General features: G+C 30.1%; 25 protein-coding genes. 16 read left to right on the plus strand and 9 right to left on the minus strand.

Annotated features, from left to right (window positions below; genetic code table 11):
- Positions 1 to 21 precede the first annotated feature (21 nt).
- From Q0050_RS14770 to Q0050_RS14800, 7 genes are all read left to right on the plus strand, one after another.
- On the plus strand, positions 22 to 1,278 hold the full coding sequence (locus Q0050_RS14770) for an O-antigen ligase family protein (protein WP_298397568.1): 1,257 nt from the start codon (positions 22 to 24) through the stop codon (positions 1,276 to 1,278).
- A gap of 3 nt (positions 1,279 to 1,281) precedes the next feature.
- Positions 1,282 to 2,427 (plus strand): acyltransferase, encoded by a 1,146-nt coding sequence (locus Q0050_RS14775; RefSeq protein ID WP_298397570.1) that lies wholly within the window; start codon positions 1,282 to 1,284, stop codon positions 2,425 to 2,427.
- A gap of 39 nt (positions 2,428 to 2,466) precedes the next feature.
- Complete coding sequence (locus tag Q0050_RS14780; RefSeq protein ID WP_298397572.1) at positions 2,467 to 3,573, plus strand: glycosyltransferase family 1 protein; 1,107 nt, start codon at positions 2,467 to 2,469, stop codon at positions 3,571 to 3,573.
- Between the two features lie 48 nt (positions 3,574 to 3,621).
- Complete coding sequence (locus tag Q0050_RS14785) at positions 3,622 to 4,731, plus strand: DUF1972 domain-containing protein (RefSeq protein ID WP_298397574.1); 1,110 nt, start codon at positions 3,622 to 3,624, stop codon at positions 4,729 to 4,731.
- Between the two features lie 166 nt (positions 4,732 to 4,897).
- Positions 4,898 to 5,983 carry an oligosaccharide repeat unit polymerase gene (locus tag Q0050_RS14790; protein ID WP_298397576.1) on the plus strand — a complete coding sequence of 362 codons (1,086 nt, stop codon included), beginning with the start codon at positions 4,898 to 4,900 and terminating at the stop codon, positions 5,981 to 5,983.
- 12 nt (positions 5,984 to 5,995) lie between these two features.
- Positions 5,996 to 6,979, plus strand: coding sequence for a UDP-glucuronic acid decarboxylase family protein (locus tag Q0050_RS14795; protein ID WP_298397578.1), 984 nt, complete (start codon positions 5,996 to 5,998; stop codon positions 6,977 to 6,979).
- Between the two features lie 3 nt (positions 6,980 to 6,982).
- Positions 6,983 to 8,350 (plus strand): undecaprenyl-phosphate glucose phosphotransferase, encoded by a 1,368-nt coding sequence (locus Q0050_RS14800; RefSeq protein ID WP_298397580.1) that lies wholly within the window; start codon positions 6,983 to 6,985, stop codon positions 8,348 to 8,350.
- On the opposite strand, the gene Q0050_RS14805 is transcribed toward Q0050_RS14800, so the two are convergent.
- The 4 genes from Q0050_RS14805 to Q0050_RS14820 all read right to left on the minus strand — a co-directional run bounded on the left by Q0050_RS14805 (position 8,347) and on the right by Q0050_RS14820 (position 12,714).
- Positions 8,347 to 9,531: a glycosyltransferase family 4 protein gene (locus Q0050_RS14805; protein WP_298397582.1), complete on the minus strand. Its 1,185-nt coding sequence runs from the start codon at positions 9,529 to 9,531 to the stop codon at positions 8,347 to 8,349. The two genes, Q0050_RS14800 and Q0050_RS14805, sit on opposite strands and share 4 nt — an antisense overlap.
- A gap of 152 nt (positions 9,532 to 9,683) precedes the next feature.
- On the minus strand, positions 9,684 to 10,790 hold the full coding sequence (wecB, locus tag Q0050_RS14810) for a non-hydrolyzing UDP-N-acetylglucosamine 2-epimerase (RefSeq protein ID WP_298397584.1): 1,107 nt from the start codon (positions 10,788 to 10,790) through the stop codon (positions 9,684 to 9,686).
- A 56-nt stretch (positions 10,791 to 10,846) separates the two neighbouring features.
- Positions 10,847 to 11,377, minus strand: a complete 531-nt coding sequence (locus Q0050_RS14815; RefSeq protein WP_298397587.1) for an ORF6N domain-containing protein — start codon at positions 11,375 to 11,377, stop codon at positions 10,847 to 10,849.
- 23 nt (positions 11,378 to 11,400) lie between these two features.
- The gene (locus tag Q0050_RS14820; RefSeq protein ID WP_298397590.1) at positions 11,401 to 12,714 is read right to left on the minus strand and encodes a phenylacetate--CoA ligase family protein; all 1,314 of its coding nucleotides are present in this window, start codon (positions 12,712 to 12,714) and stop codon (positions 11,401 to 11,403) included.
- Between the two features lie 191 nt (positions 12,715 to 12,905).
- On the opposite strand from Q0050_RS14820, the gene purD reads away from it, so the two are divergent.
- Positions 12,906 to 14,180: a phosphoribosylamine--glycine ligase gene (gene purD, locus Q0050_RS14825; RefSeq protein WP_298397593.1), complete on the plus strand. Its 1,275-nt coding sequence runs from the start codon at positions 12,906 to 12,908 to the stop codon at positions 14,178 to 14,180.
- On the opposite strand, the gene Q0050_RS14830 is transcribed toward purD, so the two are convergent.
- Positions 14,172 to 14,402 (minus strand): uracil phosphoribosyltransferase, encoded by a 231-nt coding sequence (locus tag Q0050_RS14830; protein WP_298397596.1) that lies wholly within the window; start codon positions 14,400 to 14,402, stop codon positions 14,172 to 14,174. The two genes, purD and Q0050_RS14830, sit on opposite strands and share 9 nt — an antisense overlap.
- Positions 14,403 to 14,450: 48 nt before the next feature.
- Here Q0050_RS14830 and Q0050_RS14835 point away from each other — a divergent pair, with 48 nt between their 5' ends.
- Positions 14,451 to 15,380, plus strand: a complete 930-nt coding sequence (locus tag Q0050_RS14835) for a DUF6427 family protein (protein ID WP_298397598.1) — start codon at positions 14,451 to 14,453, stop codon at positions 15,378 to 15,380.
- On the opposite strand, the gene upp is transcribed toward Q0050_RS14835, so the two are convergent.
- Positions 15,375 to 16,028 carry a uracil phosphoribosyltransferase gene (gene upp / locus Q0050_RS14840; RefSeq protein WP_298397601.1) on the minus strand — a complete coding sequence of 218 codons (654 nt, stop codon included), beginning with the start codon at positions 16,026 to 16,028 and terminating at the stop codon, positions 15,375 to 15,377. The genes Q0050_RS14835 and upp overlap by 6 nt on opposite strands.
- A gap of 112 nt (positions 16,029 to 16,140) precedes the next feature.
- Here upp and Q0050_RS14845 point away from each other — a divergent pair, with 112 nt between their 5' ends.
- Both Q0050_RS14845 and Q0050_RS14850 read left to right on the plus strand, forming a co-directional pair.
- Positions 16,141 to 16,746, plus strand: coding sequence for a DUF4254 domain-containing protein (locus Q0050_RS14845; RefSeq protein WP_298397604.1), 606 nt, complete (start codon positions 16,141 to 16,143; stop codon positions 16,744 to 16,746).
- Between the two features lie 136 nt (positions 16,747 to 16,882).
- Positions 16,883 to 17,890 (plus strand): glycosyltransferase family 9 protein, encoded by a 1,008-nt coding sequence (locus tag Q0050_RS14850; RefSeq protein WP_298397635.1) that lies wholly within the window; start codon positions 16,883 to 16,885, stop codon positions 17,888 to 17,890.
- An 88-nt stretch (positions 17,891 to 17,978) separates the two neighbouring features.
- Here the strand turns inward: Q0050_RS14850 and Q0050_RS14855 are convergent, their stop codons facing one another.
- From Q0050_RS14855 to Q0050_RS14865, 3 genes are all read right to left on the minus strand, one after another.
- On the minus strand, positions 17,979 to 18,593 hold the full coding sequence (locus tag Q0050_RS14855; protein WP_298397607.1) for a GldM family protein: 615 nt from the start codon (positions 18,591 to 18,593) through the stop codon (positions 17,979 to 17,981).
- Positions 18,594 to 18,609: 16 nt separating this feature from the next.
- On the minus strand, positions 18,610 to 18,918 hold the full coding sequence (locus Q0050_RS14860) for a hypothetical protein (RefSeq protein ID WP_298397610.1): 309 nt from the start codon (positions 18,916 to 18,918) through the stop codon (positions 18,610 to 18,612).
- 86 nt (positions 18,919 to 19,004) lie between these two features.
- Positions 19,005 to 20,060, minus strand: a complete 1,056-nt coding sequence (locus tag Q0050_RS14865) for a ferredoxin--NADP reductase (RefSeq protein WP_298397613.1) — start codon at positions 20,058 to 20,060, stop codon at positions 19,005 to 19,007.
- Positions 20,061 to 20,179: 119 nt separating this feature from the next.
- Here Q0050_RS14865 and Q0050_RS14870 point away from each other — a divergent pair, with 119 nt between their 5' ends.
- The 5 genes from Q0050_RS14870 to Q0050_RS14890 all read left to right on the plus strand — a co-directional run bounded on the left by Q0050_RS14870 (position 20,180) and on the right by Q0050_RS14890 (position 26,028).
- Positions 20,180 to 21,649, plus strand: coding sequence for a DUF5687 family protein (locus tag Q0050_RS14870; protein ID WP_298397615.1), 1,470 nt, complete (start codon positions 20,180 to 20,182; stop codon positions 21,647 to 21,649).
- A gap of 43 nt (positions 21,650 to 21,692) precedes the next feature.
- Positions 21,693 to 22,391 (plus strand): ABC transporter ATP-binding protein, encoded by a 699-nt coding sequence (locus Q0050_RS14875; RefSeq protein ID WP_298397617.1) that lies wholly within the window; start codon positions 21,693 to 21,695, stop codon positions 22,389 to 22,391.
- A 164-nt stretch (positions 22,392 to 22,555) separates the two neighbouring features.
- Positions 22,556 to 25,417 carry a gliding motility protein gene (locus Q0050_RS14880; RefSeq protein ID WP_298397620.1) on the plus strand — a complete coding sequence of 954 codons (2,862 nt, stop codon included), beginning with the start codon at positions 22,556 to 22,558 and terminating at the stop codon, positions 25,415 to 25,417.
- Between the two features lie 4 nt (positions 25,418 to 25,421).
- The gene (locus Q0050_RS14885) at positions 25,422 to 25,826 is read left to right on the plus strand and encodes a polymer-forming cytoskeletal protein (protein WP_298397623.1); all 405 of its coding nucleotides are present in this window, start codon (positions 25,422 to 25,424) and stop codon (positions 25,824 to 25,826) included.
- The gene (locus tag Q0050_RS14890; RefSeq protein ID WP_298397626.1) at positions 25,795 to 26,028 is read left to right on the plus strand and encodes an AtpZ/AtpI family protein; all 234 of its coding nucleotides are present in this window, start codon (positions 25,795 to 25,797) and stop codon (positions 26,026 to 26,028) included. Before Q0050_RS14885 ends, Q0050_RS14890 begins: the two co-directional genes overlap by 32 nt.
- The last annotated feature ends 538 nt before the right edge of the window (positions 26,029 to 26,566 follow it).

The following is a 26,566-nucleotide window of genomic DNA, read 5'->3' on the forward strand; positions in this document are numbered from 1 at the left end:
AAAATAAATTGGAACCCTTGAATGAAAATTAATAAATCAAAATTTTACAATTTTATTTTTGCAGCCGTTCTGCTTTTACAAATATTTCTTCCTTCATTCAGAACTAATATTTTATTGCAAGTAGGTGTTTTAGCTTTTTTCTTTTTACAAGAAAGAGTTTTTTTTACCAGAGCATCTTTAAAAATTATTCTACCAATTGTTATCCTTTTTTTGATGGGTTTTTTGGGTTTTTTAATCCATAGATTTAGTTTTTTTAATGCATTAAAAGATATTTTTCATTCTATAAAACCCATATTAGGATTGCTAATTGGGTATCTCTTTTTTAAGAAAATAGACGATTTTAAACTTTTCGTAAAAACAATTGTCATTTGTGGCTTAATTTCAGCAACCATTCACTTTTCAGTGCTCTTTATTTCAGGAGATATTTTTTCAGGTTCTATAAATGATATTAGAGATTTTAATAAAGATAGTTTTTTAGAATTATTTTCACTATTCCTATTGTTCTACTACAAAAAATTTGAACAAAAAAATTTATTTGATTCTGCATTAAACTACAGACTTGCTTTATTTTTTCTACTCTTTTCTTGTGTTTTGTATTTTTCAAGAACAATGATAGTTACAGCAATAATCTTATTTTTTTCGATAAAAGGATATACTCTAATAACTGCCAAAAGCATTAAAGTTATTGTTTCATTACTTGTTTTTGTAGCATTATTTTATGTCTTTTTATTTTCAATTAAGATTGAAAGAAATAAACCAGGATTAGAAACTTTATTGTTTAAAATAAAAATCGCACCAAGCGAAATTTTGAAAACAAAAGTCGACAGAGAAAACCATAAAGATTTATGGGATCATTGGCGAGGATATGAAGCCAAACAAGCATTTGAATTAATGAATAATAATCCAAGTAGCTACGTTTTTGGTTGTGGTCACGGTTCTTTAGTTAATTTAAAATTCTTTGCTCCATTGAGTGGTCCAAAAAGTAAGGGAATGAAATTCATTTCAGAACTTCATAATGGCTATCCTTATATTTTATATAAAACGGGAATTCTTGGAATGATTTTGTACTTAATATTTCTTTTTAGATTATATAAATATGCCTATAAAACAAGAACATTAAATAATATTCTTATTTCATCCATTGGATTGTTCTTCTTTTTTTCGACCTTAACCATTACTGGAATATATAATTTTGGCGATATAGTTATTTTCATACTTGGAGGCGCATTGGCATCTTCAGAAAAGAATTATGTTAATTTAATTTCTAAACCAGTATAGCATATGAATCCGTCCAATCCATTATTTTCAATTATAATATTTGCAATAGCTTTCGCAACGGCATATAGTATCAATTTGAAATTTAAGATGGTTGCTACTTCTGGACGATATGAAAATATTGATGGATTAAGAGGCTTTCTTGCACTAGGTGTGTTTATTCACCACGCTAATATTTGGTATCAATATATAAATGATGGAGTTTGGAAAGAACCTAATTCAAATTTATACAACCAGTTTGGACAAACAAGTGTAGCTTTGTTTTTTATGATTACAAGTTTTTTATTTGTTACAAAGCTTTTAGATACTATTGATAAACCATATAATTGGAATAGATTTTTTATTTCAAGAATTTTTAGATTGGCACCAATGTATTTTTTTTCACTGTTACTAATGATTTTTTTTATCATGATAATCAGCAACTGGAAAATTAACGTTGGTATATCTGATTTTTTTATATCAATTTTTCACTGGTTAGCCTTTACAATTACTACAACCAAATTTATAAATGATAATCCTTTGACCGTTATTATAAATGCGAATGTAAATTGGTCGTTACCATTTGAGTGGTTATTCTATTTTGCACTGCCATTAATTTCGCTACTTATATTAAAAATAAAACCAGCTAAAATATATTTAATAATTAGCTTTGGTTTTGTTGCTCTTTTTATTTTAGTTCATGGTTTAGAAATGCATCACATAAGTTCATTTATTGGTGGTGCTATTGCGCCGATAGTAATAAAGTACACTTCTTTTAAAAAGAATGCAAATACGCTATTACTAAGCATTGTGGTTCTTGTGTGTGCGTCGTCTATTCTGTTTTTTAGAACATCTGAAAGTATTTTGTGCAAACTATTAATATCAATTATTTTTACCATCATTGCCTTAGGAAATTCTATGTTTGGATTATTAAGAAATTCTGTCCTCAAATTTTTGGGTGAGATATGCTACAGTACTTATTTGCTGCATGGAATAATACTATTCACCACATTTTATTTCGGATTTGGAATAGATAAAGCTAAACAGTTATCAGAATCTCAATACTGTTTAATTATTTTTTCTATTACACCAATAGTTGTTGTTGCAAGCTTTTTAGGATATAGATTTATAGAGAAACCTTTTATGGATTTATCTAAGAAAATTAAAATTTAATCTATAGTATTTTTGCACTTAAATCGTATTTTTAACTTTATGAAAACAGTAAATATTCTTGTCGATTGCCACGTTTTTGATCAATCACTTCAAGGCACAACAACCTATTTAAAAGGGATATACCTTGAATTAATTAAAGATAAGACAAAGACTTTTTATTTTGTTTCGCACAAATACAATCTTGAAGAAATTTTCGGTAAACAAGAAAATATCAAGTACATAAACTACAAGTCAAAAAACAAATTTTATCGTCTTTTAATTGAGCTGCCACAAATAATTAAAAAACACAAAATTGATTACGCACATTTTCAATATATTGTTCCGCCAATAAAAAATTGCAAGTATATTGTTACTTTACACGATGTTTTATTTTTAGATTATCCAAGTTATTTTCCTTTGTTATATAAAGTTTCTAAGAAATTTTTATACAAATTCAGTGCAAAATATTCGGATGTTGTTTTAACTGTTTCTCAATTTTCCAAACAAAGAATTGAACATCATTTTAAAATTAAAAATATCTATATAACACCAAATGCTGTCGAAGAATCTTTTTTTGAATCCTATAAAAAGGATGAAGTTCAGCGATATGTTTTAGAAAAATTTGGAATAAAAAATTATTTTCTATTCGTAAGTAGATGGGAACCAAGAAAAAACCACCATTCTTTACTTAAAGTCTTTGTTGAAAATCAATATTACAAAAACTACAGTTTAGTGTTTTTAGGTGATGAAGCTATTCAAAACAAAGAGTATAACAACTATTATCTAGATTTATCAAACGATATAAAAAGTAAGATTTTTAAATTAAACAAAATTGATTTTAATGATTTAGTTCAAATAAATAGAGCTGCAGAAGTTTCTATTTATCCATCAATTGCAGAAGGTTTTGGAATACCACCTCTTGAATCAATAGCTTGTGAAACACCAACAGTTTGCTCAAATACAACTGCTATGGCTGATTTTGATTTCATGTCTGATTGCTTGTTCAATCCTCTTGATACAATTGATTTAAATAGTAAAATTCAAAAAGCTTTATCAGAAACTAATATTAAAGAAAAAAAAGAGAAGGTTTTTAAAAAATATAAATGGAGTTTGGCAGCAAAGCAAGTTCAAATAGCTATTTCAGAAAACGAGACAAATAATAATTAATTCCAACAAATTTATTTATTTTTGCACTCCTAAATGAATTAAATCTCTATGAAAATAGCCATTCTCGGAACACGTGGAATTCCTAATTATTACGGAGGTTTTGAACAATTTGCCGAATTTTTTTCGGTATATCTTGTAGAGCAAGGTCACGAAGTATATTGCTACAACTCGCACAACCACAAATTTCAAGAAAAAACATTTCACGGAGTAAACATCATTCATCAAAATGATCCCGAGCACAAATTTGGAACTTTCGGACAGTTTATTTACGACTACAATTGCATCATCGATTCTCGAAAACGAAATTTTGATATAATTCTTCAATTAGGTTATACAAGCAACTCTGTTTGGTTTTTTCTTTTACCCAAAAAGCCAATAATCATCACCAATATGGATGGTTTGGAATGGAAAAGAACTAAATATTCTAAACCGGTGCAACAATTTTTAAAATTTGCCGAAAGACTCGCAGCCATTTCAAGTGATTATTTAGTATCAGACTCTATCGGAATTGAAAAGTTTTTAAAAGAAAAATACAATAAAGAGTCGACCTATATTGCTTACGGAGCTTATCCTTTTAATTCACCTAACGAAGATTTTCTAAAAGAATATAATGTTGAAAAGCAAAATTTCAATATGATTATGGCTCGTTTTGAACCTGAAAATAACCTTGATATGGTTCTAGAAGGTGTTGCTCAATCAATCGATAAAACACCAATTTTAGTCATAGGAAAACACGAAACAAAATATGGTGACTATTTAAAAAACAAATTTAAAAATTACGATAACATTAGATTTCTAGGCGGAATTTATAATTTAGAACATTTAAACAATCTTCGTTATTTTTCAAAATTATATTTCCACGGACATTCTGTAGGAGGAACAAATCCATCACTTTTAGAAGCAATGGCTTCGCAGGCACTTGTTATTGCTCACAATAATGACTTTAATAAAGGTATTTTAAAAGATAACGGAATCTACTTTTCTAACCCTACTGAGGTGAAAAATATTTTAGAATCTGTTAAAAAAAGTGATAACTTGCAACGTGTTCAAAACAACTACAACGCCATAGTTAACGAGTTTAATTGGAAGAAAATTAATGGTCAATATTTACAATTATTTGAAGAGTGTTTTTCAAAACATAAAACAAGAAAGCGATAATAGTTCCTTTATTTTCATAGCACTTTTATTAGCAACTATTCCATTATCGTTGGCTGTAAATAATACTGTTTTAATACTTTTAATTTTATCAGTTTTAGTAAATTTTAAAAAGACTAATTTTCAAATAAATTGGGTTCTTATACTGCCAATACTCGTGTTTTTATTAATGTCAATTTCCTATTTTTGGAGTATTGATAAAACTCAAACGTTAAAATCTATTCCGAAAGAACTTGGATTTTTACTGCTTCCATTACTGTTTATGAAAGTACAAATTTCTAAAACAGATAAAGAAAAACTATTGAAATATTATAGCTTTTCAATGGTAATTCTGGTTGTTTTTTTTCTTTCAAGAGCAATAATTAGATTCTCAATAAACCAAGATACACGCGCTTTTTTCTATCACGGAGAAAACGATGATGATTTTGGATTGGTGCCTAAATTGTTAAATGCAATTCACGTTTCAGTTTTTGTTGCTGTAGCATTTTTTTATTTTTTCACAAAAGAGTTGAAATCAAAAGTTGATATTTTTCTGTCGCTTTTGCTTGTAGGTTTTCTGATTTTACTCTCTTCTAAAAATATAATTTTAGTGTTCATAATTTTAGTTTTAGGATATTATTTGTACAACACTAAATCATCCAACAAAATTAGAATAAGAAATCTAATGATTTTTATCGTTGTTATTGCAGTCGGACTTTCGTTTGGTAAGATTAGAAATCGATTTCAAGAAGAGTTTAGAAATAATTTAAGTTCAAAAACTTCTGCAACTTTGCAAAACGGAGTTCACAATATCAGTATTTATGAAGCTTGGAATAATGAAACTTTTTCTCCAAACGATTATTTTCCAGGAACTGCATTCAGAGTTTATCAAATAAGAATGTTTTTTGAACTGTTAAAAGAAGAACCGATTTTACTCAAAGGATTTGGCTTAAATGCCTCGGAAAAAAAATTACTTGAAAAAGAAAAAAAGTATAATCTGTACAATGGTTATGGATCATTTAATTTTCACAATCAATATATTCAGTTTTTCGCCGAACTTGGAGTAATCGGATTATCGCTTTTACTGCTTATTTTGGCAAAAAACATTAAAAACGCAATTAATAACAAAGATTTTATACATTTTTCTTTTGCAGTTCTAATGATAAGTTTATTTTTGACAGAGTCATTTTTATCACGACAAAGAGGAATAGTCTTTTTTGTAACAATGTATTGCATTTTTAATGCTAGAGTTGATTCAATTAATTCTAAAAGTTAACCAAAACAAACTATGAAAAGAATATTAATAACAGGAGCGGCGGGATTTTTAGGGTCACATCTTTGTGATCGTTTTATCAAAGAAGGATATTTCGTTATCGGAATGGATAACTTGATTACAGGAGATTTAAAAAACATTGAGCATTTGTTCAAGCTAGAAAATTTCGAATTTTATCACCATGATGTAACTAAGTTTGTACATATTCCTGGAAATTTAGATTATATTCTCCATTTTGCTTCGCCAGCATCACCTATAGATTATTTAAAAATTCCTATTCAAACCTTGAAAGTTGGATCTTTAGGAACACACAATTTGTTAGGTTTGGCTCGTGTTAAAAAAGCTAGAATTCTAATTGCATCAACTTCTGAAATTTATGGCGATCCTTTGGTTCATCCACAAACGGAAGAATATTACGGAAACGTAAACACTATTGGTCCAAGAGGAGTTTATGATGAGGCCAAACGTTTTCAGGAATCCATAACAATGGCTTACCATACTTTTCATAACGTAGAAACAAGAATTGTTAGAATTTTTAATACTTATGGACCAAGAATGCGACTAAATGACGGTCGTGTTATTCCGGCTTTTATCGGTCAAGCATTACGTGGTGAGGATTTAACTATTTTTGGAGATGGTAGTCAAACACGTTCTTTTTGTTATGTTACAGATCAAGTGGAAGGAATTTTTAGATTGTTACATTCTGATTATGTTTATCCTGTAAATATTGGAAATCCTGATGAAATCACAATTAAAGATTTTGCAGAAGAAATAATCAAACTTACAGGAACCAACCAAAAAGTGGTTTATCATCCTTTGCCAGTTAATGACCCAATGCAGCGCCAACCTGATACTACCAAGGCAAAAGAACTTCTTGGATGGGAAGCCAAAGTTAAGCGTGACGAAGGAATGAAATTGACCTATGATTATTTTAAATCTCTTTCGTTAGACGAACTTTTAAAAGAAGAACATAAAGATTTTAAAGGTTACATCCATTAATATATGGTTGCTCAGCAAACAGGCCGATATTCCAAATACATTAGACCATTAAGCACTGTCCTAGATGTTTTGGTCCTAACCATTCTAAGTTTATATTTCTTTAGAGATTTAAACTTAGAAATGGTCTATTTTGTGGTATACCAGTCTTTAGCTTGGATTTTAATTGCTTTTCTAGTAAAGTTTTATGAAGTTTTTAGATTTACTACTCCAGTTGAAATTATATCTAAACTTTTTAGACAATTTAGTATATTTCTTTTAGTCATAATAGCTTTCTTTCCTTTTGCTAAAACAGCGATATTTAGCGGAAAAGCAATTGCAATTATGATGATTATTAGTTTTATTTTAATTGCAGGAATAAAATATTTTTTATTTTTTTACTTAAAGAAATATAGAATTACCACTAAAAATAATTTTAGAAACGCGATCATAATTGGTTTTACACCAGAAGCAATTCGTTTAAAAGAAGTATTTGATAACCGACAAGATTATGGTTATCGTTTTCAAGGTTATTTTTCAGATAAGAAGCAAAATCCAGAAATAAAAGGAAAAGTTGATGATATCAAAGACTTTGTAGTAGTTAACAAAATCGATGAAATTTATTGTTCTTTAAACGAAATTTCTAACGAAAAACTAAAGGACTTAGTGGAATTTGCGGATGAAAATAATAAAACAATAAAATTCATTCCAGACACCAAAGAGATATTTTCTAAAAATATGAAAATTGATTATTACGAACTTTTTCCAGTTTTATCTCTTCAAAAAACACAATTGCACAACCCAACAATAAAAGGAATTAAGAGAGGTTTCGACGTGATTTTTTCACTATTTGTAATCATCGTCGTTTTATCTTGGTTGATGCCATTAATTGCTATTCTTATTAAATTAGAATCTAAAGGACCTATTTTTTTTAAACAAGGAAGGCCAGGTTTAGACGAACACGAATTTTTTTGCTACAAATTTCGTTCGATGCAAGTCAATGAAACCACTGAAAAAGAAGCTTCTAAAAATGATCCTAGAGTTACCAAAATGGGTAAATTTATGCGTAAGACGAGTATCGACGAACTACCTCAATTTTTTAATGTTTTACTAGGTGATATGTCAGTTGTTGGTCCAAGACCTCACTTATGGTCACAAAACAAATCTTATGCTAGCAAGATTAAACGCTATATGGTGCGTCATTATGTTAAGCCAGGAATCACAGGTTTAGCACAAGTAAAAGGTTATAGAGGTGAAATTGAAACCGATGAAGATATGATAAACAGAATCAAATTTGATGTTTTCTATATCGAAAATTGGTCCATCGTTATGGATATAAAAATCATTATTCAGACGGTTGTAAACATTTTTAAAGGCGAAGATAAAGCCTATTAAAAAACGTCTTTTTTAATTAAATCACTCATTTGATTGTCTAAATTAAAGACTAGTTGCGATTGAGTGAAAATGTCATTTTTCATTTTAAACAAGTCCGATTTATTGAGTTTAGAGATTTCTTTTACTTTATCATTTAAATCCGTATAGTCACCAACTGCTGCAACCCAACCCATTTTATTTTCATAAACAATAGTTTCGCCTTCACCGCCACCAAAGTATAAAATAGGAAATCCAAGTGCACCATATTCAAATATCTTTGAAGGAACCGAACCATAAATCCTAACTTTCAGCGGAACAATGGCAATATCAAATGATTTTAATTTTTCGTGTAAATGGTTACGTTCCATCATGCCGTGAAAAAAGATATTTTTACCTTTTTCACTTGAAATTAAAGCTTCTATTTGACTTTTTTCAGCACCATCACCAAACAGATGTAATTCAATGTTTAAGCCATTTAAATTTATTTTTTCACACAAATCATAAACACCTTGTGCAATTCCTAAAAGTCCGGCATAAAATATTTTAATAGGTTGATTTTCCTCAAATTTTAAATCAAAATTTTCGACTTTATGATCTGGAAAATTACGATATAAATAACATTCTTTTCGAGGAAATAACGAAGTTACGTGAGTGATAATTTCATTAGATTGACCTATAATTATAGTTGCTTTTTTATAAATAAATCGTTCTAAAAACAAAGAGAATTTATGTGAAAAAGAGTTTTCTTTCAAAGCGTTCAATTCAATCGCAGCCAATGGCCAAAGATCTGAAATGTTGAGAATTATCTTTTTATTTTTTAATGAAAGTACAAAAACAGAGATAAAAGAAAGCAATAATGGAGGTGATTGAACCACTACTTTTTGAGGCGTTTTTTTAAACAACAAATAGAAAAACAAACTCAATGAAAATGACAGAACAGAAATAATTCTAACAATCAAATTTTTGCTCACACTAGGATAAATCCAAAGACGCTTTACTGTAATATTATCACGATTTTCAGTAACCGAAAATTTACCTTTATACTCAGGAAACAATTCACCTTTAGGATAATTACCTAACGGACAAATTACAGAAACCTTGTAATCATTTTGATGCAATTTCAAGGCCAACTGCTCAATTCTATTGGCTGCAGCGCCTTTTTCCGGCGGATAATAATTGGATATTATTAGGATTTCTTTCATTTATGCTGAACTTGTTTACACTGAATTTATTTCAGGGTTTCAGTATCTGTTTTACACGAATATTTATTTTCACACGAATTTCACCAATTTACACGAATTCTTAATGTTTATTTATCAAAAAATTCGTGAAATCTTAGTAGTCAGAATTCGTGCTAATTCGTGAAATTCGTGTCGCTTTTTTTTAATAAAATATCAATAATTCTCTCAGATGCTTTTCCATCCCAAAGCTCAGGTATTCCAGCTTCTTTCGCACCATTTTGAAGAAACTCTCCAAATAAATTCTCCAGATTTTCAATAGAAATTCCAACTAAATTATTAGTTCCAATTTCAATAGTCTCAGGTCTTTCGGTTGTGGTTCGCATAGTAAAACACGGAATTCCTAAAACCGTAGTTTCCTCAGAAATTCCTCCAGAATCTGTAATAACTGCAAAACTATTTTTTATCAAATACATAAAATTCAAATAGCCTTGTGGCTCTACAAATAATATGTTTTTCAAATTCAAATTGGTTTCACCTAAAATAGCTTTCGTGCGCGGATGAATTGGAAAGATTATTTTTTTATCTCCAACCATTTTATCAATTCCTTCCAATAAATTGATTAACGATTGTTCTTCATCAACATTGGATGGTCGATGCAAAGTCAAAATGATATAATTTCCAGTTTCTAAACCATATTCAGTCCAAAAACTCGGAGCGGAAATTCGATTTAAATTCTGATGTAAAGTATCTATCATCACATTACCAACAAAATGAACATTTGAGGAATCAACGCCATTTTTCAACAAATTTTCTGATGCAGATGTTGACGTTGTGAAGAAATAATCCGTGATGCTATCGGTAACGATTCGGTTAATTTCTTCTGGCATTGTCATATCTCCTGATCGAATTCCGGCTTCAACGTGAGTTACTTTTATGTTCATTTTCTTAGCTACAATAGCACAAGCCATTGTCGAATTAACATCGCCAACAACCAAAACCATATCACACGGATTTTGAAGTAATTCTTTTTCAAAAGCAACCATTATTGCACCAGTTTGCTCAGCTTGTGAGCCACTTTTTACTTCCAAGTTAGCATCAGGATGCGGAATATTTAATTCTTCAAAAAAAGTATCACTCAGGTTTTTATCATAATGTTGACCTGTATGAACCAATCTAAATGAGAGATTTTCTTCTTCAATTTGTCGTTTTTCAATCGCTTTTATGATTGGTGCAATTTTTATAAAATTAGGTCTTGCTCCTGCAATTATGGTTATTTTCATTTATACTGAACTCGTTTCAGTATCTTTTGAATTTAAAGATACCATTGTTATGTTAATTATTTTTTATAACCAATTTTTGTTCTTGGCTTTGTATTCTCTTTTTTATCAGTTAATTCATCCAAATAACTAAAAACCAACTCAATATTCTTCTCGTGATTTTCAAGTTTTTTCTGAATTTGGATAATATCAATTTTCAAATCGGTTGTATCCAAAAGCATTTGACGCACTTTGGTAAATATCCTCATAATTTGAATATTGGTTTGAATAGCTTTGTCACTATTCAAAACACTTGATAACATTAGAACGCCGTGTTCTGTGAAAACTGAAGGCAGATATTTTTGGTGTTGACCTCGTCCTTTCTTTAAGGTCGCAATTTGCGACCTTAAAGAATTGTATTCAATTTCGGTTAATTCAAACATAAAATCCTCAGGAAATCTTGAGATATTTCGTTTAACTTGCTCTTTTAATCTTTTAGTTTCAATGCCATAAAGCGTTGCTAAGTCGCTATCAAGCATCACTTTTTGATTTCGGATAAAGTAAATTTTATCTGAAATCGTTTCTTCTGAAATAATTAAATTTTGGCTCATATAGTTTTTTAATGGTTTATATTTTATTTCATCATCGAAACAAACTGCTTCAATTTTCCGCTTTTACTGCGTTGTAATTTTTCTTTTCTTGTAAATGTAAACGTCAAACCACTTTCTAAATAAGTTGTAATTGCTTTTTCAATAGTTAAAATTTGACTTTCGGTTAATGCATTTTCACTTACATATTCCACTTCAAAAGTATCGATTTTTGTTTGTTTAATTACAAATTCTTTTACATTTCCGTCGTCTTCAATAATGCTTTTGGTTACGTAGTAAAACGTCAATCCTGGTGCTTTTTTTCCGCTTGGAAGAATGGCAATATCGTTGGTTCTTCCAATTAATTTTTTCAAAATTGGCTTTTTGATAGTGCTTTTTTCGTCAAGAATTCCAACATCGCCAATATCATATCTTATAAACGGATGCGCTTTGTTGTACAACGAAGTAATCACAATTCGGCCTTCTTTTCCGTTGGGAAGAACGTTGTTATTTTCATCTAAAATTTCTACAAATATGGTTTCCGAATTCACTTGCCATTCATCATTTGGATTTTGAAAAGCAATCAAATCCAATTCGGAAGCACCATATTCATTGATAACTGGAACTCCAAATTGTTTTTCCATCAATAGTTTATCTTCTTCAAATAACATTTCGGAAGTAACGACACAACATTTCAACGTTGGACAAACAGAAGTTAAAACAATGTTTTTCTTTTGAAGAAATTTGGCAAATAAAACGATGGAGGAAGTATAACCATTTATGTAATCGAACTTTTTATTCTGAAATTTTAGCAACACTTTTTCAAGAATTTCATCCGATAAATCAAAAATGGTAAATCGATAACTGTTTTTCAAAACGTCTTTTAATCGTTCTTTTTTATTTCCAATAAAATCTAGTGGAATTCCGTAAAATCTTGCTTGTTTAGACGAATTAAAATCAATGTTAAACCATCCAAATTTTGTGATAATATTTGCCCAAGTCAAGGCGTGACAAAATTTATCTTTCGCAAAAACAAACGGATCACCACTTGAGCCCGAAGTTTTATTGACATAAACGTTTTTAATTGTAAATCCGGTAGAAAGTCTTTCTGATAAAGGCTTCTGAAATTCTTTTTTAGTCATTATCGGAAGTTCATTCCAATTTTCTATTTCAGATTTTCCAACAAATTCTTGATAGGATTTATTGTTTTTTAAATGGTAGTCAACAATTTCTTTTCGTTTTAAATCGATATAATTTTCATATTCAGCATCAGAAATGGCCTGAATTTTTTCAAATTCAGCAGTTGCTTCCTTCATCGGAAAACCATTTGCCTTGAGCGATAAATTGAAAAGGTTGAACACAAAAAATCTATTTTGTTCAAAAATACTAAAAACAAAAACTTTTCGGTCAATTAGCTTTAAATTCTTTTGAAAAGAAACTATTTTTGCACAACAACTAAACAGAACAAGTTTTAGAAAAGATTTCTTTATAACAAAAACAATCAGTTTAAGTTAAGAAGAGATTCTGAAACAAGTTCAGAATATACAACACAATGACAATTTTACTACTTGGTTCTGGCGGACGCGAACACGCATTGGCTTGGAAAATGCTGCAATCTTCAAAATGTTCTAAATTATTTGTTGCTCCAGGAAATGCTGGAACATCGCAAATTGCAATAAACGTTTCTTTAAATATTTTAGATTTTGATGCCATAAAAACATTTGCTTTGGCAGAAAAAGTGGATATGGTTGTTGTTGGCCCAGAAGATCCATTGGTTCACGGAATTTATGATTTCTTCAAAAACGATACTGCTTTAAATCATATTCCAGTAATTGGTCCGTCAAAAGTTGGTGCGCAATTAGAAGGAAGCAAGGAATTTGCCAAAGAATTTTTAGTAAAAAATAATATTCCGACTGCTGCTTACGACAGTTTTACAAAAGAAACGGTAGAAGAAGGATGTAAGTTTTTAGAAACATTACAACAGCCATACGTTTTAAAAGCCGATGGTTTGGCTGCTGGGAAAGGCGTGTTGATAATTCAAGATTTGGATGAAGCTAAATCAGAATTAAGAAATATGTTGGTACACGAAAAATTCGGAACAGCTAGTTCTAAAGTAGTTATCGAAGAATTTCTTGACGGAATTGAATTAAGTTGTTTCGTTTTAACCGACGGAAAAAACTACAAAATTCTTCCAACAGCAAAAGATTATAAACGAATTGGCGAAGGTGATACCGGTTTAAATACTGGCGGAATGGGCGCAGTTTCTCCAGTTCCATTTGCAGATGCAGTTTTGTTGGAAAAAATTGAAACCCGAATTGTAAAACCAACAATTGCAGGTTTGCAAAGCGACGGAATTGAATATAAAGGTTTCGTTTTTATCGGATTAATAAACGTGAAAGGCGAACCAATTGTTATTGAATACAACGTAAGAATGGGCGATCCTGAAACGGAAGTTGTAATTCCGAGGTTGAAAAGTGATTTGGTAGAACTTTTTCAAGCGGTTGGAAATCAAACATTAGACCAAGTTTCTTTAGAAATTGACGAAAGAAGTGCTACAACAATTATGGTAGTGTCTGGCGGATATCCAGAAGATTACGGCAAAGGTTTTGAAATTTCTGGCCTAGAAAGCATCGAAGATTCAATTGTTTTTCACGCTGGAACAAAGTTAGAAAACGGAAAAGTGGTTACCAATGGTGGTCGTGTTATTGCCATTACATCATTTGGCGAAAGCTTTCAAGAAGCCATAAAAAAATCTTACCAAAATATAGATAAACTAAATTTTGATAAGATGTATTTTAGAAAAGATATTGGTTTCGACTTATTTTAAGAACGAATGTGCCGTTGTATCTTGGTTTTCGGTTCCTGCTTCGTCAAAAATACGCAATTGCTTAATCCAATAAATCATAAAGTAACCGCAAATTCCCATAAAAATCCAGTTGATAGCATTAGCTCCAAACCATGAAGTAAGCTCTAGTTCTCTTAGAAAATCTTGTGGTACAAATAAAAAATCTACAAATAGTGTCTGTATTCCTTCAAAAAATGCTTTCATTTTTAAACAAGTATTATATTTACATCCACAAAAGTATAAAATATCCTTATGATAACAAGCGTTTTTAAAAAATCTACACCAATTAATTACTCTTTTGTAGGGATTTTGATTGTTTTTTTCTTTTTTACCTATCAATTGCAGGATACAAAATGGACAAATTCATTATTTGAAATAATGATTAAGGTAGGTTTATTGTTGATCTTGATAGCTTCTTTTTTTATTTCTAACTTTATTGTAAAAAAAAACGGATTGACTAAAGACAGTGCTTACACTATATTTTTTCTTCTGATTTTTTTTATGTTTTTCCCTAATGTTTTAAACAATTATAAACTAATTCTATCCAATTTTTTTATTTTACTGGCGATAAGAAGATTAGTGTCTCTGCAAACTTTGAAAGCCCCTAAAGAAAAAATATTCGACGCATCACTTTGGATTTTCATCGCTAGTCTTTTTCATTTTTGGTCAATTTTGTTTGTATTATTGGTTTATGTCTCGATAGTTTTTCACGTTTCAAGAGATTATAGAAATTGGTTAATTCCTTTTGTAGCTTTTTTTACCACGGTAATTATTTTCATTTTTTATGCCTTATTACTAGATAAAAATGCGATTGAGGTTTATTTACAATCCGAGGTCATTAATTTGCAAGTGGATTATTTTACCAATACCTATCAAAATATTGCTTTTTCTATTTATTCGGTATTTGCCATTTTCTTTGTACTACCGTATTTAGTTACGTTAACTAATAAGCCGCTGAATTTGCAAGCATCTTACAAGAAAGTGTTGTTATCCGTTTTTATTGGAATCGTTATTTTCTTTATTTCTGCCAATAAAAGCAATGAAGTGTTGATTTTTACTTTTTTACCATTAGCAATAATTGCAACTAATACAATAGAATATTTACAAAATAAAATACAGCAAGAACTTATTTTATTTGTGTCAATTATTTGCGCTATTTTTTGTTTCTTTTCGCAGTTATAATTTGCTTCCGTAAGCTAAATCTCCAGCATCTCCTAGACCTGGAATAATGTAATTTTTTTCGTTTAGTTTTTCATCTAAAGCAGCAACCCATAAATGACAATTTTGAGGAAGATGTTTTTGTAAATATGCAATTCCTTCTGGCGCGGCAATAACTACTGCAATATGAATTTCTTTAGGAGTTTGTTCGGTCATTAATTTATTAAAAACGGCTACAATTGATTGACCTGTTGCCAACATTGGATCAATTAAAATCAGATTTTTGTTTTCAAAAGATGGCGCAGCTTGATATTCGACAAGAATTTCAAAAAAATCATCTTGGTTCGGATGATGTCTATAAGCAGAAACAAAGCCGTTTTCAGCATTATCAAACATAGTCATAAAACCGGTATGCAAAGCTAATCCAGCTCTAAGAATTGAGCATAAAACCACGTTATCAGCAATAGTTGTCGTGTGTTTTATTCCTAATGGTGTTTGCACATCAATTGCTTTATATTCTAAAGTTTTACTCAGTTCATAAGCCATTATTTCTCCAATTCGCTCAATATTTTTTCTAAAACGCATGCTGTCTTTTTGAATAGTAACATCGCGAATTTGAGCTAAAAAATGATTGAGAATACTATTATTTTCAGAAATATAATGAATTTGCATTTTTTTGTTGATTTTGAATTACTAGTTCTAAGTTTTAACCTTTAAACTTTTTTAAACCTTTAAACTATTTTCAAAAGTATAAAAACTATCTTTGCAAATAAAATTATTAATTATGTTTTCAAAATTTGCCTATTCTATATTTGAACAAAGTATCAAGGATTATCACGTTTACGATAATGTAAACCAACCGATTAACAATCCTTATCCAAAGGAAAAAATCGAGCATTTATTATATTTTAAAAATTGGATTGATACTGTGCAATGGCATTATGAAGACATTATTCGTGATCCAAATATTGATCCGGTTGCGGCATTAACTTTGAAAAGAAAAATTGATGCTTCTAATCAAGAACGCACGGATATGGTTGAGTATATTGACAGTTATTTTCTTCAAAAATATGGTAATGTTGAAGTAAAACCAACCGCTAAAATCAATTCAGAATCACCTGCTTGGACTATTGATAGATTGTCAATTTTGGCCTTAAAAATTTATCATATGAGTGAAGAAGCAACCCGTGCTGAAGCTTCGCAAGAACACAGAGATAAATGTCAAGAGAAATTAAATGTGCTTCTTGAACAAAGAACTGATTTATCAACTGCAATTGACGATTTATTATCTGATATTGAAAATGGCGACAAATTCATGAAAGTGTACAAACAAATGAAAATGTACAACGATGATGACTTAAACCCTGTTTTGTATCAGAATAAAAAATAAAATTTCACATTTCGAACTATTAAGGTATTAAGAAAAATTAAGAAAAGACTTAATGAAACTTAATACCTTAATGGTTTAAAAAATTAATTAATTGTCAAAAAAGATTCAACATATCGCCGTGATTCGTCTTTCAGCAATGGGCGATGTTGCTATGACAGCTCCTGTTATTAGAGCTTTTGTTGAGCAAAACAAAAACGTAAAAATCACTATAGTTTCGCGTCCGTTTTTTAAACCTTTTTTTGACGGAATTGATAATGTAAATTTCTTTGCAGTTGATGTAAAAGAACGTCACAAGGGTTTTATAGGATTATTGAAATTATACTCCGATTTGAAACAATTGAATATCGATGCTGTAGCTGATTTGCACAATGTTTTGCGTTCTAAAGTTGTCAGAACATTATTTGCCTTGAGCGGAAAAAAAGTGGCTTTTACAGACAAAGGAAGAAAAGAAAAAAAGCAATTAACTAGCACCGAAAATAAGATTTTTAAACCATTAAAGTCAATGTTTGAAAGACACGTTCAAACTTTCACAAAACTTGGTTTTGCTATTGATTTGTCCTCACCTAATTTTCCAAAAAAAGCTGTTTTGTCGAGTGAAATTTTAAAAAACTTTGTTGACAATGGCAAGATTTCCGATTTCTTGGGAATTAAAATAGGAATTGCGCCTTTTGCACAATACGAAAGTAAAGTGTATCCAAAAGATTTAATGCAACAAGTGATTGATAAATTAGCAGCTGATAACAATAATAAAATCTTCCTTTTTGGTGGTGGAAACAGAGAAATTGAAATCCTAAATCAATTTGCTTCAACTAAAAAAAATGTAATTGTTGTAGCCGGAAAATTAAATTTAAAGCAAGAATTGCAACTCATTTCGAATCTGAACGTAATGCTATCAATGGATTCTGGAAATGCTCATATCGCAGCAATGTTAGGAATAAAAGTCATCTCACTTTGGGGCGCAACGCATCCGTTTGCTGGTTTTTCACCATTTAATCAACCTATAGAAAATTGCTTGGTTTCTGATAGAGAAAAATACCCATTACTACCAACTTCGGTTTATGGAAATAAAAAAGTTGAAGGTTATGAAGATGTAATGCGAAGTATTTCTGTGGAAAGTGTTGTTGAGAAAATTGATTTGAAATAATTAACATTCATTTTTCTAATGAGTTATTAGAAAAATGAATTAAGGAATAAATCTTAAACTGATTATTATAAAACTGTTTTAGAATAGTTTAATTAACTTCTAAAAAAACATCATCTGCACGGAATTCTTTATCTCCAATTTTGTATATTATATTTTTAAAATTAATTTGATCACCCTCTTTTAAAGTTAGTAACTCGTCTCTAACATTATTTGGAATATTTGTACTATTGCTTGTAAATTGTACTATTCCATCAATTGTTTTTATTGTAATATCACATTTGAATGAAGTGTCGGAAAAATCAGAACAGATTAAATCTGGAAAATAAATATAAACACTATGAATTTTTAATAAGTCAGATTTTGAAACAATATTTTGTTTAGTTTCTATTGACGGAAAAGATAAGACTGGCTTAATATCTTTGACTTTAAATATCTTTTCAAATATTTTTAGTTTTTTTTTAAAAACCATTATTTTTAAATTACCGATAACTTTTGGGCTAACGATAATTCGGTCATCTCTCAAAGTTAGTATACTTCCATTGTCTGTTTCAAATCTAAGCTTTTTTAAATCCTTACTACTTACGGTCAAATAATTTGGAAATCCGTTAATTAGTTCAGATTTAGAACTTGAAATATCGATTTCTTGCCCAAATGATTGAACAAGAATTAGAAAAGGAACTATCTTTAGAAGAAATTTTATCATATAGATTTGCTCGATTTTACAAATATATCTGATTATCTCTACAAATTTCTAAAATATAACTCTTTAAATTTGAAATAGTGGCTTGATAGTTTGGTGCTTCGTAGCCAAAACGCTCGTGTTCCATTTGCTCTTTTTCTACAGCATTGCAACCTTTAAGAACCTCCTTAATCATATCGAGCAAGATTAATTCTTTGTTTTTGTTTTTCTCAAATTTGAAATCCACCAACTCATCTTCTAACTTTTCACAATACTCTAAAAGCTCTTGAACTTCTGGTTCATCCAAAAGATCTTGAACTTTTTTAAATATTTCGAGTTTGTTTCGCATTTTAAGTTTTCGAGTTTCGGGTTTCGAGTTTCGGGTTAATCGTAGCTACAAAAACTCGCAACTTTCAACCCGAAACTCGCAACTAATTAAACATCATCAAAATCAACAAATATCTCACTACTAGTTGGATGCGCTTGACAAGTTAAAATCAATCCTTCAGCAACTTCTTTATCGGTTAAAATAGAGTTCTTTTTCATTTCGGCCGTTCCTTTTGAAATTCGTGCTAAACAGCTACTGCAAATTCCGCCTTGGCAAGAATATGGAGCGTCGATGCCTTGTTTTAAAGCAGCTTCAAGCAAAGTTTGCTTCTGACTCATTTCAAATGTTGCTTCGTCACCATCAACTAAAACGGTGATTTTGGTATGACCATTTTCTGAAGTTGCAATTTCTTTCTCTGCAGAAGTTGATGTTGAAAACAATTCAAATTTGATATTTTTATCGGCAACATTATGTTCTTTTAAAACATTGGTAACCAAATTAATCATTTCTTCTGGACCACATAAATAAAATTTAGAAAACTCTTTTTCTTTGTGTTTGTTGTTTAAAACAAAGTTTACGTTGGCTTTGTCTATTCTTCCAAAAAGTTCATTTTCAACTTTAATTTGCGTGTAAGCATAATGCACAAAAAGTCTTCCTACATATTGTTGTTGCAAATCGTGTAATTCTTGATGAAATATAGTTTCGACGTTATTTTTATTTCCATAAACTAACACAAAAGTGCTGTCTTTTTCGTTGTGTAAAACCGATTTTAAAATTGACATCACTGGAGTAATTCCACTTCCAGCAACGAAAGCTGCGTAATTTCTTTGTCTGTCAATTTGTGGTTCAAAAGTAAACTTACCTTCAGGTTGACCAACTTCAATGATATCGCCAACTTTCAAGTTTTCGTTAGCGAATTTTGAAAAATGTCCGTTTTTAACCGATTTAATTGCAATACGTAATTCACCACTTTCTGGCGAAGAACAAATAGAATAAGCACGGCGAATTTCTTGTCCGTCAAGCGTAAGTTTTAGATTAATATATTGACCAGCAATAAATTGATAAGCAGATTGTAATTCAGAAGGAACATTAAAAACGACAGAAACAGCACTTGGCGTTTCACGTTTTACTTCTTTGATTTGTAATTTATAGAATTGTGACATCGTAAGTAATTTTTACAAAGGTAATAAATAGCGATTAGTTACATTTATTCTATGTTTGAAAAAATTTGTAACATTTTTTTAAATTTAACATCTAATAAGTTCAACCAAAACAATCAACTATGTTCAAACATTTTATAATGCTCGAATGGAAGGCATTTCTTCGTTCAGCATCTTTAGGAACTAATATTGCAATGAAAATCTTTATAGGTTTTTTTGCAATTTATTTTATGGTGATTTTTATTGCTGCTGGCGTTGGAGCCTTCTTTATTTTAAAAGAATCTGGATTGGAACCACTTTCAACAGTAAATAAATTTATGATTTATTACTTAGTATTAGATTTAGTTATAAGGTATTTTCTTCAAAAAATGCCTGTGATGAACATTCGACCATTATTGACTTTGCCTATTAAAAGAAATACGATTGTTCATTTTACCTTGGGGAAAACCGCTTTATCTTTTTTCAATTGGTCGCATTCTTTGTTTTTCATTCCGTTTTCTATTGTTTTAATGGTTAATGGTTATTCCGTTTTAAATGTAATTCTTTGGCATTTAGGAATTATGGCGCTGTTTTATTTTAATAATTTTGTGAATGTTTTAATCAATAATAAAGACAGTGTTTTCTACTCGGTTTTGGCTATTGTTGCAGGTTTAGGATTAGCGCATTATTACCAATTATTTGATATTACACTATATACGCAGCCATTTTTTCAAGGAATGTACGAAACGGTTTTTGTGTTTTTGATTCCGATACTTTTGGTTATTGCGACCTATTATTTTGCTTTCAACTATTTTAAAAGTAATTTGAATTTAGACGAAGGTTTAGCAAAGAAAAGTGAAATTGCAAAGACACAAAACTTTTCTTTCCTCGACCAATTTGGAACTCTAGGAACGTTTTTGAAAAATGATCTTAGATTGTTGTTAAGAAACAAGCGTTCTAAAACTACGCTCACAATGAGTTTCTTATTCATTTTTTATGGATTATTGTTTTTTACCAATTCGATAGAAGTTTACAGAAGTCCGATGTTCCAGATTTTTGCCGGAATTTTTGTCTCTGGTGGATTTCTTTTCACTTTCGGACAATTTGTACCAAGTTGGGATAGCGCTTATTATCAATTGATGATGAGTCAAAACATCCAATATAGAGAATACATCAGTTCAAAATGGTGGTTGATGGTTATCGGAACTTTAATCTCAACAATTTTAGCATCGTTTTATTTATTCTTTGGCGTTCATACCTATTTATTAATTGTGGTTGGTGCGATTTTCAATATCGGAGTAAACTCTCATTTGGTAATGCTTGGCGGCGCATTTGTGAAAACACCAATCGATTTATCTACAGGAAAAGGAGCTTTTGGTGATAAACAAGCGTTCAATTTTAAAACAATGTTAATTACCATTCCAAAAATGCTTGTTCCAATGGCGCTTTATGCAATAGGAAATTACTTTTTCTCTGCTAATATTGGTTTAGTACTAGTTGCTGTGGCAGGAATTATCGGATTTGCTTTTAGAAATTATGTTTTTAATCAAATCGAAAAAATCTACAAAAAAGAGAAATATGCAACCATTGCAGCATACAAACAAAAAAACTAGTTTTAGACTACTTACTATTTACTAATGACTAATCACTAAAAAAATGATACAAGTAAACAATCTTTCAAAAACATATAACAACGGAGTAAAAGTATTAAATATCACTAATCTTGAAATTCCAAAAGGACAAAGCTTTGGATTAGTAGGAAATAATGGCGCAGGAAAAACTACTTTTTTCAGTTTGCTGTTAGATTTAATTCAACCTTCAACAGGATTTATAAAAAACAATTCGATTCAAGTAAACACAAGTGAAGCTTGGAAACCTTTCACAGCGGCATTTATTGACGAAAGTTTCCTTATCGGATATTTAACGGCTGAGGAATATTTCTATTTTATTGGCGATTTGCGTGGTCAAAATAAAGCCGATGTCGATGCACTTTTAGCAAAACACGAAGAGTTTTTTAACGGAGAAATTCTTCAAAGAAAAAAATACTTGCGCGATTTATCGAAAGGAAACATGAAAAAAGTCGGAATCATTGCCACTTTAATCGGAAATCCTGAAGTGGTAATTCTTGACGAACCATTTGCCAATCTTGATCCAACAACTGTAAATAGATTAAAGAAAATTATCAAAGAATTGTCTGATAATCCTGAAGTTACGGTTTTGGTTTCCTCACACGATTTGGTTCATACCGTTGAAGTTTGTAACCGAATTGTAGCTTTAAATAAAGGTGAAATTGTAAAAGATATTGAAACTTCACCAGAAACATTAAGAGAATTAGAAGCATTTTTCGCAGTATAATTTGCTATTTTTTTTGATAAGAATCCGTAAAACATTAAGTTGTTTTGCGGATTTCTTTTTTAAAAAATCATCAATTTATTTTCACTTATCAAAAAGAAACGTATTTTTACCAGTTAGTTATACTAAAATTAACCTTTTAGAGTTACTTATTAAAACGTTTTACATTGAAATCAAATACTATAAAACATCTTTTTCTGCTTGGCGCTGTTATTTTTTTTGTAGCATGTTCTACAAAGAAAAACACCTTTTTGGCTAGAAATTCTCACGCATTGAGTACAGAATTTAATATACTTTATAACGGTGGAATTGCTCTTGATAAAGGAATAGCAGATTTAAAATCACAATATAAAGACAATTTTTGGGAAACGTTACCTGTAGAGCGTATGCAAATCACTCAAGATCAAATGCTTCCCGGACAAGCAAAGAATGCTAATTTTGAAAGAGCAGAAACCAAAGCAACGAAGGCAATTCAAAAACATTCTATGAACATTGAAGGCGGAGAAAAAAATCCGCAGATGGATGAAGCGCACTTAATGTTAGGAAAAGCGCGTTATTATGACCAACGATTTGTTCCAGCTTTAGAAGCGTTTAATTATGTTTTATATAAATATCCTAAAAGTGATAAAATTTATGAAGTAAAAATTTGGCGTGAAAAAACCAACATGCGAATGGATAATGATGCCTTAGCGGTAATCAATCTTAGAAAACTTCTTAAAGAAATTAAATTTAAAGATCAAATTTTTGCCGATGCTAATGCAACTTTAGCCCAAGCTTTTCTTAATTTAAAAGAACAAGATAGTGCTGTTGCCAAATTAAAATTAGCCACAGAATTTACAAAATCTCAAGAAGAAAAAGCTAGATACCAATTTATTCTTGGTCAAGTTTATGAGCAAATGGGTTACAAAGACAGTGCTTTTGTTAAATATCAAAACGTGATTGATATGAAAAGGAAAGCTGCTCGTCAATATGTTATTCAAGCACATGCAAGACAAGCGCAACAATTTGATTTCAAAAAAGGAGATACTTTAGAGTTTATAAAAAAATATAAAAGCCTTCTAAAAGATAGAGAAAACCGTCCGTATCTAGATGTACTTAATCATCAAATGGCTTTGTTTTATGATAAATCGAACCAACCTGAAACAGCTAAAAAATATTATAATAAATCATTGAAGTCAAGATCTCAAGACGAATATTTGATAGCTTCAAATTACAGAAATCTAGCCGAAATTAATTTTAATAAAGCTAAGTATGTAACTGCTGGTAAATATTATGATAGCACATTAACGGTTTTAAACCCAAGAACACGTGAGTTTAAATTGATTACCAAAAAGAGAGAAAATCTTGAAGACGTAATTAAATTTGAAGGTATTGCTCAACGTAATGATAGTATTTTAAAGGTAGCATCAATGTCTTCATCTGATAGAGAAAGTTACTATAAAAATTATATTGACAATCTTAAAAAAGAAGAGAAAAAACAACAAGAGTTAGCTGCAAAAGAAGCTAAAATTAAAGAATTAAATGCTTTAAACTCCGCTGATGGAGATGTTTTAGGAAAAAGTGGCGCTAAGGAAATAGCCCAACTTGACGACGTTGTTTCTAAACAAGTCCAACCTAAAGCAATTACGCCAACTCCTTCTATTTCAAGTTCGGGCGGAAATACGTTCTATTTTTATAATCCTTCAACTGTGGCTTTTGGAAAAGTTGAATTCAAGAAAAAATGGGGAAACAGACCGCAAGTTGAAAATTGGCGATGGTCAAAAGATATCGCTAAAGATGACAAAAATCCTGAGGATGCTAATGATTTAGCAGACAATGGAGATAAAAGCGAAGCAGTTGATGAGCGTTACACCACTGATTTTTATTTAAAACAAATTCCTTCATCAGAAAAAGATTTGGATAGTATTGCCAAAGAAAGAAATTTCGCCTATTATCAACTTGGTGCTATCTACAAAGAAAAATTCAAGGAATACAAACGCGCGGCAGAAAAACTAGAAACGTTACTTCAAAACAAACCAGAAGAGCGATTGATTTTGCCATCAATGTATAATTTGTATAAAATTTATCAAATTATTGATCCAAGTAAAGCATTGGCGATGAAATCTAAAATTACTGCTCTGTATCCAGATTCGCGTTATGCTCAAATTATTAATAACATAAATAATTCAGGGCAAATAAGTTCAACTCCCGAAGTTGCCTACGACTTGCTTTACAAAGACTATGATAAAGGCTTGTTTAGAGAAGTCCTTCCTAAGGTTGAATTAGCTATTGAGCAATTTACAGGAGAAGAAATGGTGTCTAAATTTGAATTATTAAAAGCCAATCTTCTAGGAAAACTTAAAGGATTAACTGAATTTAAAAAAGCATTAAATTATGTTGCTCTAACTTATCCAAATAGTGAAGAAGGAAAATCAACAGAGGTATTTTTAGCCAAAAAAATGCCTTATCTGGAGTCGCTTTCATTTAATTCTGAATTTCCTTTATCGTGGAATATACTATACAAAGCTGATAATTTAGAAGATAAGAATACCAAAACATTGTTAGAAAAATTAAACAAATTTGCGGCAGAACGCACTATTGAAAAACTAACTATTTCAATAGATATTTATACAATTGACAAAAACTTTATAGCCATTCACGGAATTAAATCTTTAGATAATGCAAAAGGAATTGCTCAAGTGTTGAAAGAATTTAAAGAATATAAAATTACTGAACCAGCTATAGTTATCTCTAGCGAAAATTATAAAGTAGTTCAAATCAAAAAAAATATTGAAGAATATAGTGCTGGAGATTGGTTGAACAAAGAAATTGTTCCGATTCAAAGAACTCTCGAGATAGAACAACCTAAAGAACAGATTGCTAAAAAACCTACAGAGTTAACCAAAGATGAAGTTCTTACAAAACTAAATCAAACTCCAGAAAAAGGAAAATCAGCTCCAAATCAAAAAACAACTAATCCAATTGAAACTGAGGATGCAGCACCAAAAGGGATGATGCCACCAACACCTGAATTGCCAAGAAAACCATAAAGTTATGTTCGATAAAAAACCAAAATCATATACAGATCTTTTAGGAAAAACCAACAGAATTGTTGAAGGAACTATTATTAAAGGTGATATTTCTTCGCCAGCTGATTTTCGGTTAGACGGACATTTGATTGGAAATTTTGAATGTAAAGGAAAATTGGTAATTGGTCCAGCCGGAAGTGTTAAAGGAGATGTCGTTTGCAAAAACTGCGATATTGAAGGAAAATTTGACGGTAAAATTCAAGTGGTAGAAATGCTTAATTTAAAATCAAAAGCTGTTATTCACGGTGAAGTTATTTGTGGAAAATTAGCTGTCGAACCAGGTGCTGAATTTACAGCAACTTGTGTAATGAAACCTCAAGTAAAAAATCTTCAAAATAATGGACAACCAGTCGAAGAAAAAACAGCGTAACAAATGGCTGGCGCTAATCAATATTCCAATTCAAATGGGTATGGTTATCTTTTTATTTGCCTACTTAGGAAGATGGTTGGATGATAAATTTGTTAATGAAAACAACATTTATGTGAAGATCTTTGTGCTAATCGGCGTAGCATTGGCATTCTATAATTTGAATAGACAGTTAAAACAGATCAACGAATCGGAAGAAAAATAACTTAATGAAACGTTCAATATTCAAACCATTACTATCTGTTTTAGGTTTTTCAATTCTTTGCTTTTTCGTTCATTACTGTATTCTTATTTATTTAATAGGACAAGAGGCACTTTCTAATTTTTATTTTTCACTAAGACAGATTTACGTTTTCTTCACCATATCTTCATTTTTAATAATCACTACATTAATTTTTGTCCGAAAAAGAAATCTAGATATTGTAGGTTATTTTTATATGGTATTGACTATTCTTAAAATGGGCGTTGCTTATTTTTTTCTGCATCAAATAAATAAAAACCCTCACGATTTTTTATCCTACGAAAAGAATAGTTTTTTTCTGTCATTTATTCTTTATTTAGCAATAGAGACGTTAATAACTGTCAGAATATTAAATAAAAATCAGTAAATCTAAAAAATATCTGTAAAATCGATTATTTTTTTTTCTTATCCACTTGGAATATTAATAAAAATTGTACTTTTGCACCAAATTTTAGAAACCTTAAAATTTAAGAAAAATAAAGTTATGGTGATTTCAAAAAAA

Origin of the sequence: Flavobacterium sp., assembly GCF_027483985.1 — a bacterium.
In the GTDB taxonomy this organism is placed as follows: domain Bacteria; phylum Bacteroidota; class Bacteroidia; order Flavobacteriales; family Flavobacteriaceae; genus Flavobacterium.